Consider the following 14,363-nt stretch of genomic DNA (forward strand, 5'->3'; position numbering starts at 1 on the left):
ATGGCGTGGATCCACTGGTGTTGCCCTACCAACCGGCGGTGCCGACCAACGGTCGGCATCCAGCAGAGAAGTGATCCACCACAGAAGTGAGCGGCAGCCCCCAACGAGCGCAGCGACCCGCTGTTGCTCCCGCTTTTTCTGATCTTTCCGTGGCGCTCGCTGGAAACTGTCCGTGGCCGGGCGGGTGGGCTGCGCAGGGGCGTGAGCCGCATGGGCCTGAGGCATGCCTCGGGCGGGTTGGGCCGGATGCCCAACCCCGGTCTTGCCGTGTGCGCAGGACAGCGCACACGAGCAAGCGGCGACCGAGCTTACAGGGACGTACTTGCAGCGTCCCCTGCGCAGTCCACCCGCCCGGCCCTACCAGGAATCGCTGTCAGCCCGCCACGAGGGGCTCCGCCGTTGGCTGCGTTAGCGCGGCCAGGCGTTGGCGATGGTGCAGAACAGCCGCGCGGTCTGCTCGGTGTCATACACCGCGCTGTGTGCCTCGTTGGCATCCCAACCCAGCCCGGCGGCGGTGGCCGCACGCGCCAGCACGGTCTGGCCATAGGCGATACCGGCCAGGGTGACCGTGTCGAACACGCTGAACGGGTGGAATGGGTTGCGCTTGTGGCCGGTGCGGGCCACGGCCGCGTTGACGAAGCCGAGGTCGAAATGGGCGTTGTGGCCCACCAGGATCGCGCGCTGGCAGCCGTACTTCTTCATCGCCGCACGCACCGGAGTGAAGATGTGGTCCAACGCCGCTTTTTCTTCCTTGGCCAGCCGGAACGGGTGGTCGAGGATGATGCCGGTCACTTCCAGCGACTTCGGGTCGATCTCCAGGCCCTCGGCCGGGACCACGTGGGCACTGGCGGTCTGGCCGGGGTAGAGCAGGCCGTTCTCGTCCATCTCGATCGGCACCGCAGCGATTTCCAGCAGCGCATTGCGCTGGCTGTCGAAGCCGCCGGTTTCCACATCCACCACCACCGGCAGGAAGCCGCGGAAGCGTTGTGACATCGCGCGCTGCGCCTGGGGTACTGCGGAATCGGGAGCGGCGGCAGGTGCGGAGGGGGAGTCAGTCATGCGTGAATTCTAGCAGAGCGACCCTGAGCGCCCGGCCAGCTTTCTGTGCATGGGCTCCCTGCGTGGGCGTGTGTCGACCAAGGTCGACACCTACCGGGCACCGCACGCTCTGGATTCCGGTAGGTGCCAACCTTGGTTGGCACACGGCGCGCCAACCCCGGTCGGCATCTAGCGCACCGCAGGCCGTGCCGTCGTGACCGATGGCTGCCACCGGGCCAACCAGGCGTCCACGCTCAGCTTGCCGGCGCCAGTGAAGATCAGCGGCAGCAGCATGGCCATGAACAGCACCGGCAGCTTGAAGTTGCCGTAGCCCTGGTCGCTGATGGCATACCCCATCGCGAGGTCACCCAGCGAATTCCATTGCATCGGCCAATGCACCGCATAGGTCGCCACCACGGTCAGCACCAGCAGGCTGGCGGCGGCGAAACGGGTACCGAAACCAAACAGCAGGCAGGCCGCGCCGACCAGTTCGAACCAGGTGGCCAACTGCCAGTTCAGCGCAGCAGGCAGTTGGTTGAACGGGAACGGGAAGGCGTCCTGCAGGTCGGCGAACCAGTTCTGGCCGTGCAGCTTCTCACGGCCGGATTCGAAGTATTCCCAGGCCAGCAGCACGCGCAGGCCCAGCGGCGCCAACCAGGGGGCGAGACGGTCCAGCCGGCCGCGCGCGGCGGCCAGGAGCGGCAGGTTCATCGTTGGATCTCCAGTGGAAGAGGCGTCAGGGCGGGGGGGCGAGCGGGCCGATCACGCCGGCCTGCAGGAACTGCAGCAGCAGTGCGGCACCGGGCTCGGCCAGTACGTCCTCGGCCAGCCCGTGCGAGGTGGCCAGCTGCTGCAGGTACGTCTGTCCTTCCAGGCCGGGCCGTTCGCCGATGCTCGCCAGCAGGTGTACCGCCAGCGGGCTGAGCGCGGCGAATCGCACTTCACCGTCGGCTTCGCGGCGGACCAGCAGGCCGGTGGGTTCTGGAAGGGGCTGGGTCGGCGCATCCTCTGCACCGAGACGGTGCACCGGCCATTGGTACAGCAGCGGCCACGCCAGCGGCGAACGCCGCAGCGGCACCCGAAGTGGATCAGTATCGCCAGGCGCAGGAAGCGGTTCGGCCTGCAGCTGGTACAGCGCGGTTTCCACCCACTCGTAGTGGGCCAGTTCGGCCAGCGCCGGGTGCGGCAGCTGCGGCTGCGCCTGCAGCCACTGCACGAACTCGGCGGCCAGTTCGGTGAACAGCGGTGTCTGGCAGCGATGGGTGGCGAAGTAGTGGCGCACCAGGGCGCTCCAGGCCGGTTCGCCAAGCAGGCGCACGCAGACCGGGAAACCGTTGCTCAACAGGCCGAGCAGGTTGTTGAACAGCAGGTGCCGATATACCGCGACCCGGCGTGGCTCCAGTCCGGCCGGTGCGGGTACCGCCTGCGGGTTGCGCAGGTGCGCGGTGAACGCGTGCTGCTGCGCGCGCAGGGTGTCGGCGGAATCAGCCATGTGCCGCCCCGGCATGTGTGGCCTGCAGGCGGCGGATGGTCTGCAGTTCGCCCTGCAGTTCTGCATACGGCGGGAAATTGAAATCGCGTTCGAGCAGGGTGGGACGCGGGCCGATGCGTGCATAGGTACGCGCCAGCAGCGCCCAGACCGGATCGATCACCGCGCTGCCGTGGGTATCGATCTTCAGGTCGGGTGCCTCGTCCAGGTGCCCGGCCACGTGCAGGCAGACGATGCGCCGTGCAGGCAGGCCGGCGATGAAGGCATCGGCATCGTAGCCGTGGTTGCAGGCGTTGACGTAGACATTGTTGACGTCCAGCAGCAGGTCGCAGTCGGCTTCGGCAAGCACCGCATTGGTGAAGGCCAGTTCGTCCATCGCTGGCGCGGGTGCCAGGTAGTAGGACACGTTCTCCACCGCGATACGGCGGCCGAGCAGGTCCTGCACCTTGCGGATGCGCGCGGCGGTATGGCGCACGGCTTCGTCGGTAAAGGGAATCGGCAGCAGGTCGTACAGGTGGCCGTCGTCGCTGCAGTAGCTCAGGTGCTCGCTGTACAGCGGCACGCGGTGCTTGTCGAGGAACCGGCCGACCTGTTCCAGCAGCTGGGTATCCAGCGGTGCACTGCCGCCCAGCGACAGCGACAGGCCGTGGCAGCTCAGCGGATGGCGCTGCGCCAGTTCGGCCAGGGCATCACCGGCCGGGCCGCCGACATGGATCCAGTTCTCCGGTGCGCATTCGAGGAAGTCGAAGTCGCCTTCCGGGGCGTCACGCAGGTCCTGCAGCAGCGCCCGGCGCAGGCCCAACCCGGCGGCCGCCGCACGAAGCGGCGACCGCGGGTGGACGAGGCTGGCGCGGGCGTCAGTGCTTGCCACCGCACTTGCCTTCGCCGCACTTGCCTTCAGCCGACTTCGTGTCGCCGGCCTTGGCCTTGGCGCCCGCTGCGCCGGCAGCCTTGCCCTTGTCGGCGCCGCACTTGCCTTCGCCGCTCTTGCCGTCGGCGCCGCACTTGCCTTCGGCGTGCTTGGTCGCGTCAGCGGCCATCTTGTTATCGGCGGCTTTGGCATCGGTGCTGGCCTTGGCCGCCTGGCCGGCCACCAGGTAGCCCTGGGCGAGGTCGCTCATGCTCAGGGCCGAGGCACTGGCGGTCATGCCCAGGCCGGCGGCCAGGGCGGTAGCGGTCAGCAGGGACAGGGTCTTGTTGGAACTGCTCATCGGTCTTACTCCTGGGTGGTGGGCAGGTGCCCGGGGTGAATCGATGGTGCAGCGATCCTACTCAACGAATCCTCGCCAAGAACTCAAATTTTCGTGAGATTTGTTACAGAAGCATCCGGAAGGTCTGCGCCGGGCAAGCACGGCGCCCACAACGCGGGTGGAACACCGCAAAAAAAGAAAGGCCGCTGTCACAGGACAGCGGCCACCTTGGAGTCGACTCCGGTGTTGCAGTGCAGCGTCAGGGCTGGCCGGTGCTGGAGGTCTCGTCGCGCTTTTCACGCGGTGGCAGCGGCTGCTCGCCGTGCACCAGGAACCACACGTTCTCGGCGATGTTGGTGGCGTGATCGCCCACGCGCTCCAGGTTCTTGGCCATGAACAGCAGGTGGGTGCACGGGGTGATGTTGCGCGGGTCTTCCATCATGTACGTCAGCAGCTCGCGGAACAGCGCGGTGTACTGCGCGTCCAGGCGGGCGTCGTCCTGGCGCAGTTCCAGCGCGGCATCGGCGTCGTTGTCGCGGTAGGCAGCGATGGCACGACGCACCTGCTGCGCGGCCAGGCGGCCCAGCGCACGCAGGCCCTGGATCTGCGGCAGCGGCGGCACCTTGCCCAGCGCGATCGAGCGCTTGGCGACGTTGGCCGCATAGTCGCCGATGCGTTCGATGTCGGCCGGGATGCGCAGGCCCGCCAGGATCTCGCGCAGGTCGCGCGCCATCGGCCCACGCAGTGCCAGGCGCATCACGTCGTGGCTGATCTGCTGCTCAAGCGCGTCGATCGCTTCGTCGTTGGCGATGATGCGATGGGCGGCGTTCTCGTCGCGCTTCTCGATCACGTCCATCGCCGCTTCGAGCTGGGCGACGGCCATCTCGCCCATGCGCACGATTTCGGCCACCAGGCGCTGCTGCTCCTCGTCGTAGCTCTTGACGATGTGGTCGTTGGGAAGATTCATGGTCTGCAATCCGGGTAGAGCCAGGCCATGCCTGGCTGGAACATGTGGCGAAGGATCAGCGTCGATCAGCCGAAGCGACCGGTGATGTAGTCCTCGGTCTGCCGCTGCGACGGCTGCGAGAAGATCACTTCGGTGCGGTCGTGCTCGATCAGGTCGCCCAGGTACATGAAGGCGGTGTAGTCGGACACGCGCGCAGCCTGCTGCATGTTGTGGGTGACGATCACGATCGTGTACTCGTGCTTGAGTTCTTCCACCAGCTGCTCGATGCGGCTGGTCGAGATCGGGTCCAGCGCCGAGGTCGGCTCGTCCAGCAGCAGCACCGACGGGCGCAGGGCCACGGCACGGGCGATGCACAGGCGCTGCTGCTGGCCACCGGACAGGCCCAGTGCGCTCTGCCCCAGCTTGTCCTTCACTTCGTCCCACAGTGCGCCCTGGCGCAGTGCCTGCTCGACGCGGTCGGCCATGTCGGCCTTGCTCAGCTTCTCGTGGTGGCGGATGCCGTAGGCCACGTTCTCGAAGATGGTCATCGGGAACGGCACCGGCTTCTGGAACACCATGCCGACCTTGCTGCGCAGGCGGTTCATCGGGTACTTCGGCGACAGGATGTTCTCGCCGTCCAGCAGCACTTCACCGCGCGCCTCCAGCTTCGGGTACAGCGCATAGATGCGGTTGAAGATGCGCAGCAGCGTGGACTTGCCGCAACCGGAGGGACCGATCAGCGCGGTCACGCGCTTTTCCGGGATTTCCAGGTTGATGCCCTTCAGGGCGTGGAACTTGTCGTAGTAGAAGTCCAGTCCACGCGCAGCCAGCTTCACCGGCGACGGCGTGTGCAGGCTCTCGTGCGAGGACGGCACGGCGATGCGCTGCATCGGCACGGCGTTGGAAAGGTCGTTCATGGCGTTATCCACGGAAAGGTCAGTCATGGGAGATACGGTTGCGCAGCAGGATGCCGCGGGCGGCAAGGCTGACCAGCAGCACGAAGACAGTCAGCACCAGGGCACCGGCCCAGGCCAGTACCTGCCAGGATTCATACGGGCTGCCGGCGAACTGGTTCATCACCACCGGCACCGAAGCCATCGGCTGGAAGATGTTGTTGTTCCAGTACTGGTTGCCGAAGGCGGTGAACAGCAGCGGTGCGGTCTCGCCGGAGATGCGGGCCAGCGCCAGCAGGATGCCGGTGATGATGCCGGCCGAGGCACTGCGGTACAGCACCTGCACGATCACCTTCCACTGCGGGATGCCCAGCGACAGGGCCGCTTCGCGCATCTGCGAGGGCACCAGGCGCAGCATTTCGTCGGTGGTGCGCACCACCACCGGCAGCACGATGAAGGCCAGCGACAGCGCACCGGCGAACGCCGAGAAGTTGCCGCCGGTCTGCATCACGTACAGCGTGTACACGAACAGGCCCAGCACGATGGACGGCGCCGACAGCAGGATGTCATTGACGAAGCGGACCACGGTGCCGACCTTGCGGGCGTTGCCATACTCGGCCAGCCAGGTACCGGCCAGCACGCCCAGCGGGGTGCCGATGCCGATGGCCAGTGCACACATCACGGCACTGCCGAAGAAGGCGTTGGCGAGGCCGCCGTCCTGCATCGGCGGCGGCGTCATCTTGGTGAACAGATCCCAGTTGATGCCGGCCAGGCCCTTGGAGGCCAGGGTGAACAGGATCCAGCCCAGGAAGAACAGGCCGAACAGGGCGGTGGCGCAGGACGCGGTGATCGCAACGACGTTGCCGATGCGGCGGCGCAGGTACAGCGAATCAGCGGTGGTGGACATCAGTTGCCCTCCTTGCGGGACAGGCGCATCAGCATCAGGCGGGCGATGGCCAGCACCACGAAGGTGACGATGAAGAGGACGAAGCCGAGCAGCAGCAGGGCCGAACGATAGGTTTCAGTGGCTTCGCCGAAATCATTGGCGATCAGCGCGGCGATGGTGGTGCCCGGTTCCAGCAGCGACGGCGACAGGCGCACGCTGTTGCCGATCACGAAGGCCACCGCCATCGTTTCGCCCAGCGCGCGGCCCAGGCCGAGGAAGATGCCGCCGATGACCGCCGAACGGGTGTAGGGCAGGACGATGTCCCAGCTCACTTCCCACTTGGTGGAGCCCAGCGCGTAGGCCGATTCCTTCAGGCGGGTGGGCACGGTCAGGAACACCTCGCGCATCACCGAGGAAATGAACGGAATGACCATGATGGCCAGCACGAAACCGGCGGTGAGCATGCCGATGCCCAGCGGCGGGCCCTGGAACATCGGGCCGATGACCGGCCATTCGCCCAGGGTCTCGTTGAGGAACGGGGTGACGTACTCGGTCATCACCGGCACCAGCACGAACAGGCCCCACATGCCGTAGATGATCGAGGGGATGCCGGCCAGCAGTTCGATGGCGGTACCGACCGGGCCACGCAGCCAGCGCGGCGCGACTTCGGTGAGGAAGAAGGCGATGCCGAAGCTGACCGGCACGGCGATGACCATCGCGATGACAGCGGTGACCAGGGTGCCGTAGATCGGAGCCAGGGCGCCGAACTTGTTTTCGACCGGATTCCAGTCAGCGGAGAAGAAGAAGCTCAGTCCCTGCATCTGCAGGGCATGGCGACCGCCCCACAGCATCGACAGCGCGGCGCAGGCCAGGGCGATCAGTACGAAGATGACGGTGCCGACCAGCACCCATCGGAACAGTTTGTCGTTGCGGGCATCACGCGCATCACGCGTGGACGGGGCGGCTACAGGCTGGGCGATGGCATTCATGGGGACGGCTGGGCCAGGAAGGGGCGGGGCGGCACGGCGTGGAAGAGGCGGTGCCCGCGCGGGGCGGGCACCGTCGTGTCCATCACTTCAGGTCGGTCGCCCAGTAGGCCTCGATCTGCTTGACCAGTTCGGCCGGCAGCGGCACGTAGTGCAGCTCGTTGGCCTGGGCCTGGCCGTTCTCGAAGGCCCACTTGAAGAAGGCCAGGGTGTCCTGGTTGCGCTTGGCGTCCTTCGGCTTCTTCTGCATCAGCATGAAGTTGGTGGCGGTGATCGGCCACGCCTGCTCGCCCGGGGCGTTGGTGATGACCAGGTTGAAGTCCTTGGCGCTGGCCCAGTCGGCGCTGGCGGCCGCAGCGGCGAAGGTTTCCGCGCTCGGCTCGACCCAGTTGCCGGCGGCGTTCTGCATGGCGGTATACGGCATGCCGTTCTGCAGGGCATAAGCCAGTTCGACGTAGCCGATCGAGCCCTTGATCTGCTTCACGTAGGACGCAACGCCTTCATTGCCCTTGCCACCGACGCCGTCCGGCCACTGCACCGAGGTGCCTTCGCCGACCTTGCTCTTCCACTCCGGGCTGACCTTGGACAGGTAGTTGGAGAAGTTGAAGGTGGTGCCCGAACCGTCCGAACGGTGGACCAGGGTGATCTTGCCGTCCGGCAGCTTCACGCCCGGGTTGGCGGCGACGATCGCCGGGTCGTTCCAGGTCTTGACCTTGCCCAGGAAGATGTCGGCCAGCAGGGCGCCGCTCAGGCGCAGCTTGCCGGCTTCCAGGCCTTCGATGTTGACCACCGGCACCACGCCGCCGATGGCCGACGGGAACTGCGCCAGGCCGGCCTGGGCCAGCTCCTCGCTGCTCAGCGGCTTGTCGGACGAACCGAAGTCGACGGTCCCGGCCTTGATCTGGGCGATGCCGCCGCCGGAGCCGATCGACTGGTAGTTGATCTTGGCGCCGGTGCTGGCGTTGTAGTCAGCCGACCACTTGGAGACCAGCGGGAAGATGAAGGACGCGCCCGCGCCGGACACTTCGGCGGTCACCTTGGCACCGGCAGCGGCGGGGGCAGCGGCAGCGCCGGCAGCCGGCTGCTGCGCGGCCTGCTTGTCGCCACCGCAGGCCGACAGGCCCAGGGCGATGGCCAGGGAAAGGGCGGCAAGGCCGGCCGAGTGCAGTTTCATGGTCACTCCATAGCGGGGAAGAGCCGACGTGGTCGGCGGATGCGGCTATGAAATGATGTTTTTGTTACAGCCGTATTACGACCATGACAGAGGTGTCCTGGATCACGTTCTGACAAGGGTTTCACAGGGCTGGCGCCGATCCGGCCGGGGCCCGGAAACCCCGGATCTGCGCACCGATATGACGGCGGGTTGGTCCTTGCAGCGTCAATGCGCGACAGCTCCTTGCCCACGGTAGGTGCGGACCGTTGGTCCGCACGCTCCAGAGCGCAGCCGAGCGTCGGCTCGGCTCTACAGAGGCAGGTGCATCCCCGAAAACAAGAAGAGCGCGAGATCTCGAGGAACTCGCGCCCGGGTGGGAGCGGCGGGGGAGAGAGGACCCGCCGCCCCCGTTCCTGCGGGGGAACGCGCTTACTTCAGGTTCTGCGACCAGTAGGTCTCGATCTGGCGCACCAGGCTGTCCGGCAGCGGCACGTAGTCCAGCTGGCGGGCCTGGGCGTCGCCGTTCTTGTAGACCCAGCGGAAGAACTCCTGGGTCGCCTTGCCATTGGCAGCATTCTTCGGCGTCTTCTGCACCAGGATGAAGTTGGTGGCGGTGATCGGCCAGGACTCGGCGCCCGGCGCATTGGTCATCACCAGGTAGAAGTCGCGGGCGTTGGCCCAGTCAGCGCTGGCAGCGGCGGCAGCGAACGAGGTGTCGCTCGGCTGCACGAACTTGCCGGCGGCATTCTTCATCGCGGTGTAGGAGAGCTTGTTCTGCAGCGCGTAGGACAGTTCGACATAGCCGATGCCGCCCTTGATCTGCTTCACGTAGGCGGCAACACCTTCGTTGCCCTTGCCGCCGATGCCGGCCGGCCACTGCACCGAGGTGCCTTCACCGACCGAGCTCTTCCACTCCGGGCTGACCTTGGACAGGTAGTTGACGAAGTTGAAGGTGGTACCCGAGCCGTCCGAACGATGCACGACGGTGACCTTGGCGTTCGGCAGGGTTACGCCCGGGTTCAGTGCGGCGATGGCCGGGTCGTTCCAGGTCTTGATCTTGCCCAGGAAGATGTTGGCCAGCACGGCGCCGTCCAGCTTCAGGGCGCCCGGGGCGATGCCGGCCACGTTGACCACCGGCACCACGCCACCGATCACCGACGGGAACTGCGCCAGGCCTGCAGCAGCCAGGTCTTCCGGCTTCAGCGGCGCATCGGAAGAGCCGAAATCAACGGTCTTGGCCTTGATCTGGGCAATGCCGCCGCCGGAACCGATGGACTGGTAGTTGACCTTGTTGCCGGTTGCGGCGCTGTAGTCGGCCGACCACTTGGACATGACCGGGTAGATGAACGATGCGCCCGCGCCGGTGATGTCGGCGGCGTTGGCGGCGAACACGGACGATGCAGCCAGGATGGCGACAGCGGCGCGCGATTTGAAGGCGTGGATCACGGGGAGACTCCTGGGGTGGTGGTCGAAGGGCGGTTGCCCGACGTTTCGGTGCACATTCCATAACGGTTGCGTGACACGTCCGCGTCTGTCATATGACGCGGGCGTGACACGCGTCATGAGGGATGTCGCGTCCGCTGTACCGGCAGGACGGCACGGGTATCGCTGCAACGACGAAGGCACGGCCGGGGCCGTGCCTTCGCTGTTCAACGCAGGTGGCTGGGCTTACCAGAAGAACTGCGCGCGGGCTTCCAGGATGTTGGGATCGTCGTTGACGAAACCGCGCGCCGTGGAGCTGTACTTCTTGCTGTCGACCATCACGTAGTTGAGCATCAGCTTGAAGTTGGAACGCAGGTACCAGTTGGCGCCCACGGTCCAGATGTCCATCTTGCCGCCCAGCACGCCATCGACGATCGGCGGGCGACCGGCGACCGGATTGGCGGCGAGGTTGCCGTCATTGAGGTCCATGTGGTCGTAGCGCACGCCCAGCTGCCACTGGCCGCCGGCCGGGTTGTTCGGCAGGCCGGTGCCCGGAGTGCCGCCCTTGTAGCTCCAGGTCTCGCCGGTGACGTTCCACACGCCGCTGATGTAGTAGCCGTCGCTGGTGTAGTTGTCGTGGTCGTAGCGCTTGGCCTTGCTGGTGTAGTACTCGGCCTGGGCCTTGAAGGGTCCCTGGAAGTACATCGCTTCGGCACCGATGGTGCTGACGCGGTCGGTGTCGGTCAGGTTGCCGCTGTCAACCAGGCGGGCAGTGGCGAGGTCGGCATTCGGACGCGCACGCACGCGCAGGGTGTCGGCGTCGGCGTCGTAGTTGACGTAGCTCAGACCGAAGTGCAGGACCTGGCCCTTTTCATTGATCGGGGCCCAGGTGCCACGCGCGCCGTAGCCGCTGCCGTGGGCCAGGTTGCGGGTCAGCTCGCGGCCGAAGGCGCTGGCGGTCACCGACCAGTTGTCCTGGCCGTAGCTGTACGCGCCGCCCAGGCGGCGGGCGATGGCATAGGTATTGGTGACCGCTGCCTTGGAAATGAAATCGTTGTTCTTGGTGCTGGACAGTTCTTCCAGGCTGTTGGGCTGCTTGAACTGGCCCAGCTGCAGGAAGTGGTTGGCGTTGCCCAGCAGCTTGTACTTCACGTTGGTGTCGAGGAACTTGTCGGCCTTGGCGTCATAGCCGACCACCCACTCCACGTTGCCCGGGCCCTTGCCCTTCAGCACCAGCTCGGCGCGACGCAGTTCGAATTCGCTGTTCTTGCCGTTGCCGGCGTCGCCACCGTTGAGGTCGACCACATCGTTGTGGAACCAGTTGCCGTCGGCCTGGACCAGGCCTTCGAAGGTGATTTCCGAACCGCCGATCACGTCGATGGCGACTTCGGCGTGTGCAGCCGGCACATACAGCGCAGCAGCCACGGCCACCGTCAGGAGTTGGTGATGCAGTTTCATGGAGAGGAGCCTTGCAGGCAGGTGGGAAGATGCGCGCAGGCTAGAAGGTAAAGATTGCGTAAATGTGACAGTTCACGCGCGGCAGACATCCGCCGCAGGCCCCGTCACGGCAGGGCCTGCCATTGAAACCGCTTGCGTATGACGCCCGGATTGCGACCCGGTTGCAGTAGAGGCACGCCCTGCGTGGATGCTGCCGTCACTCGGCCGTGGTCTTTTCCTTGAACCGGCACAGGTCGGCGATCACGCAGCCCGGGCAATCCGGCTTGCGCGCCTTGCACACATAACGTCCGTGCAGGATCAGCCAGTGATGCGCGTCGAGCAGGAACTCGGCCGGGATCACCTTCACCAGCTTGTCTTCCACTTCGCGCACGTTCCTGCCCGGCGCCAGTCCTGTGCGGTTGGCGACGCGGAAGATATGCGTGTCCACCGCCATCACCGGCTCGCCGAACGCGGTGTTGAGCACCACGTTGGCGGTCTTGCGCCCGACACCCGGCAGCGCTTCCAGCGCTTCGCGATCACGCGGCACTTCACCGCCATGCTTCTCCAGCAGGATCGCGCAGGTGGCGATCACGTTCTTTGCCTTGGCGTTGAACAGCCCGATGGTGGCGATGTACTGCTTCAAGCCATCCTCGCCGAGCGCAAGGATCTTCGCCGGCGTGTTGGCGACCGGGAACAGGCGGCGCGTGGCCTTGTTGACGCCGACGTCGGTGGCCTGCGCCGACAACGCCACCGCCACCAGCAGCTCGAACGGCGAGCTGTACTCCAGTTCGGTCTTCGGGTGCGGGTTGAGTTCGCGCAGGCGGGTGAACATCTCCACCACGTCGGCGCGTGGCATCGTGCCGCCACGCCGCGCCGGGGCGCGTGCGGTCTTTTTCGTGGTGGCCATTACTGTTCCTTGCCACTGGCGCGGGCCTTGGCCCGGGCCAGAATCGCGGCTGCCGCAGCGGGCAGGGCGGGCTTCACGTCCGGGGCTGGTGCCGGAGTGCGACGTGCATCGCGCTCGGCCTCGCGGCGGGCCAGGCGCACCGCACGGGCACGGTAGCGTTCGCGTGCAGCCCAGGCCGCGCGCAGTTGCTGCTGGGCCTGGCACAGGCGTTGCGGAAGGTCGGGGTGGTCAGGCAGCAACCGGTCGTCGCCGGCACGGACGATGTAGTCCATCAGCCCGGCCTGCAGGGCACCATCGAGATCGTCTGCCTGGACCCGGGCGAACAACTGCGCGGGGTTGGGTCGGGATGCCATGGCGTCAGCGGTTCTGGAAGGCCGGCGCGCGGCGTTGCAGGAAGGCGCTGGTGCCTTCGCGCATGTCCTCGGTGGCGAACAGCAGGCCGAACTGCGCACTTTCGTATTCCAGCCCGGCCTCCAGGCTGCATTCGCCGCCCACGTGCACCGCGTCGAGCAGGCCACGCAGGGCCAGCGGGGCCGAGCGTGCCAGCTGGCGGGCGACGTCCTGCACCCGGTTGTCCAGCGCGTCGGCCGGCACGACTTCGTTGACGATGCCCAGTTCCAGCGCACGCGCGGCGTTGATCGGCGCCCCCAGCAGGCACAGCTCCAGGGTGGCGGCGCGGCCGCACAGGCGCAGCAGGCGCTGGCTGCCGCCGAAGCCGGGGATCAGGCCGAGGTTGATTTCCGGTTGGCCGACCTTGGCGGTATCTGCGGCGATGCGCAGGTGGCAGGCCATCGCCAGTTCCAGGCCGCCGCCCAGTGCGAAACCATTCACGCGTGCGATGACCGGTTTGGGCATGCGTTCGATCTGGCGCATCAGGGCCTGGCCCAGCAGCGAGAAATCACGTCCCTGAACGGCGCTGAGAGTGTTCATTTCCGCGATGTCGGCACCGGCCACGAACGCCTTGGGGCCCGCCCCGGTCAATATCACGACGCGCACCTCCGGATCGGCGGCGGCGTCGCTGAAGGCATCGGCCAGGGCCTGCAGGGTCGCGGCGTTGAGGGCATTGAGCTTGTCCGGGCGCTGGACGGTCACGGTGCGGATGGCGCCGTCGTCAGCGACAGCGATCAGGGCATCGGCCACGGGGAAACTCCTGGAACGTTAAAAAAAAGTGATATTGAACTCTGGAAACGCAGACGGGTCATAGCCTGCATCGTGAGTAGCGGTTACACGTTGCGCCCGTTATCCTAACCCGTCGCCTCAGGGCGGCGCAGAACGTCCCTGAGTTACCACCCCTGGAGAACTGTTTGATGAAGTTGCGTTCTATCGCGGTCGCCGTCGCGGCCCTGGCCCTGACGGGCAATGCCTTCGCCCAGGACGTCTCGTCCGAAAAGGGCAAGCTGAGCTACTACTTCGGTTACGACTACGGCAACAACCTGGCGGAGCTGACCGGTCGTGGTGAGCAGCTGGACATCAACTCGGTGGTGAAGGGCCTGCAGGATGCCTACGCCAAGAAGCAGCCGGCGATCACCGCCGAGCAGCTGAAGCCGGCCGTTGAAGCGTTCCAGAAGCGCGAGCAGGGCCGTGCCCAGGCCGCCAAGGCCGAGTACGAAAAGGCGGCTGCCGAAAACAAGACCAAGAGCGACCAGTTCATCGCGGCGAACAAGGCCAAGGCCGGTGTGCAGTCCCTGCCGAGCGGCGTCCAGTACCGCGTGATCGAGGCCGGCAAGGGTGCCAAGCCGACCCAGGCCAGCACTGTGCAGCTGGAAGTGGCCGGTCCGTTCCCGTACGGTCAGCGCCCGACCGAAGCCCGCCCGGCCCAGCAGATCCCGTCGATCAAGGTCAGCGAAGTCGAAATGAAGGCCATGCGCGAGACCCTGCTGCAGATGCCGGCAGGCTCGAAGTGGGAAGTCACCCTGCCGCCGGACCAGGCCTACGGTGCCGATCCGCGCACCCCGTTCCCGCCGAACGTGGCTGTGCAGTTCGAGATCAAGCTGGTCAGCGTCAAGTAAATCGAAG

General features: G+C 66.4%; 16 protein-coding genes. 1 reads left to right on the forward strand and 15 read right to left on the reverse strand.

Translation table 11 applies throughout. From position 1 onward, the window contains the following. Window positions 1-408: 408 nt before the first annotated feature. The 15 genes from rnt to AC5P74_RS07545 all read right to left on the reverse strand — a co-directional run bounded on the left by rnt (window position 409) and on the right by AC5P74_RS07545 (window position 13,487). Window positions 409-993, reverse strand: a complete 585-nt coding sequence (rnt, locus tag AC5P74_RS07475) for a ribonuclease T (RefSeq protein ID WP_005408782.1) — start codon at window positions 991-993, stop codon at window positions 409-411. Between the two features lie 234 nt (window positions 994-1,227). After that, complete coding sequence (locus AC5P74_RS07480) at window positions 1,228-1,749, reverse strand: HvfX family Cu-binding RiPP maturation protein (protein WP_206619704.1); 522 nt, start codon at window positions 1,747-1,749, stop codon at window positions 1,228-1,230. A gap of 25 nt (window positions 1,750-1,774) precedes the next feature. Next, window positions 1,775-2,530: an HvfC family RiPP maturation protein gene (locus tag AC5P74_RS07485; RefSeq protein ID WP_012479632.1), complete on the reverse strand. Its 756-nt coding sequence runs from the start codon at window positions 2,528-2,530 to the stop codon at window positions 1,775-1,777. Continuing rightward, on the reverse strand, window positions 2,523-3,398 hold the full coding sequence (locus AC5P74_RS07490) for an HvfB family MNIO-type RiPP peptide maturase (RefSeq protein WP_346607984.1): 876 nt from the start codon (window positions 3,396-3,398) through the stop codon (window positions 2,523-2,525). Before AC5P74_RS07490 ends, AC5P74_RS07485 begins: the two co-directional genes overlap by 8 nt. Then, window positions 3,385-3,738 carry a hypothetical protein gene (locus AC5P74_RS07495; protein WP_005415892.1) on the reverse strand — a complete coding sequence of 118 codons (354 nt, stop codon included), beginning with the start codon at window positions 3,736-3,738 and terminating at the stop codon, window positions 3,385-3,387. The genes AC5P74_RS07490 and AC5P74_RS07495 overlap by 14 nt, the downstream gene beginning before the upstream one ends. Window positions 3,739-3,976: 238 nt before the next feature. Further along, complete coding sequence (gene phoU, locus AC5P74_RS07500; RefSeq protein WP_171958387.1) at window positions 3,977-4,684, reverse strand: phosphate signaling complex protein PhoU; 708 nt, start codon at window positions 4,682-4,684, stop codon at window positions 3,977-3,979. Between the two features lie 65 nt (window positions 4,685-4,749). Then, window positions 4,750-5,580, reverse strand: a complete 831-nt coding sequence (gene pstB, locus AC5P74_RS07505) for a phosphate ABC transporter ATP-binding protein PstB (protein ID WP_005408788.1) — start codon at window positions 5,578-5,580, stop codon at window positions 4,750-4,752. A 19-nt stretch (window positions 5,581-5,599) separates the two neighbouring features. Next, window positions 5,600-6,463 (reverse strand): phosphate ABC transporter permease PstA, encoded by an 864-nt coding sequence (pstA, locus tag AC5P74_RS07510; RefSeq protein WP_053499935.1) that lies wholly within the window; start codon window positions 6,461-6,463, stop codon window positions 5,600-5,602. Beyond that, entirely contained in the window at window positions 6,463-7,431 is a 969-nt protein-coding gene (gene pstC / locus AC5P74_RS07515; protein ID WP_012479635.1) for a phosphate ABC transporter permease subunit PstC, read from the reverse strand. Before pstC ends, pstA begins: the two co-directional genes overlap by 1 nt. An 82-nt stretch (window positions 7,432-7,513) precedes the next feature. Continuing rightward, window positions 7,514-8,602: a phosphate ABC transporter substrate-binding protein PstS gene (gene pstS / locus AC5P74_RS07520; RefSeq protein ID WP_346607985.1), complete on the reverse strand. Its 1,089-nt coding sequence runs from the start codon at window positions 8,600-8,602 to the stop codon at window positions 7,514-7,516. 408 nt (window positions 8,603-9,010) lie between these two features. Further along, window positions 9,011-10,027, reverse strand: a complete 1,017-nt coding sequence (gene pstS / locus AC5P74_RS07525; protein WP_005415897.1) for a phosphate ABC transporter substrate-binding protein PstS — start codon at window positions 10,025-10,027, stop codon at window positions 9,011-9,013. 222 nt (window positions 10,028-10,249) lie between these two features. Continuing rightward, window positions 10,250-11,461, reverse strand: a complete 1,212-nt coding sequence (locus tag AC5P74_RS07530) for an OprO/OprP family phosphate-selective porin (protein ID WP_049411264.1) — start codon at window positions 11,459-11,461, stop codon at window positions 10,250-10,252. A 196-nt stretch (window positions 11,462-11,657) separates the two neighbouring features. Next, window positions 11,658-12,347: an endonuclease III gene (gene nth, locus AC5P74_RS07535; protein ID WP_053501078.1), complete on the reverse strand. Its 690-nt coding sequence runs from the start codon at window positions 12,345-12,347 to the stop codon at window positions 11,658-11,660. Next, window positions 12,347-12,700 (reverse strand): hypothetical protein, encoded by a 354-nt coding sequence (locus AC5P74_RS07540; RefSeq protein ID WP_005415900.1) that lies wholly within the window; start codon window positions 12,698-12,700, stop codon window positions 12,347-12,349. Before AC5P74_RS07540 ends, nth begins: the two co-directional genes overlap by 1 nt. Window positions 12,701-12,704: 4 nt before the next feature. Then, complete coding sequence (locus AC5P74_RS07545; RefSeq protein ID WP_053501080.1) at window positions 12,705-13,487, reverse strand: enoyl-CoA hydratase-related protein; 783 nt, start codon at window positions 13,485-13,487, stop codon at window positions 12,705-12,707. 167 nt (window positions 13,488-13,654) lie between these two features. Between AC5P74_RS07545 and AC5P74_RS07550 the strand changes: the two genes are divergently transcribed. Continuing rightward, window positions 13,655-14,356, forward strand: coding sequence for an FKBP-type peptidyl-prolyl cis-trans isomerase (locus AC5P74_RS07550; protein WP_005408797.1), 702 nt, complete (start codon window positions 13,655-13,657; stop codon window positions 14,354-14,356). Window positions 14,357-14,363: the final 7 nt, after the last annotated feature.

This window comes from Stenotrophomonas sp. YJH_SMC_94-11 (genome assembly GCF_059370435.1).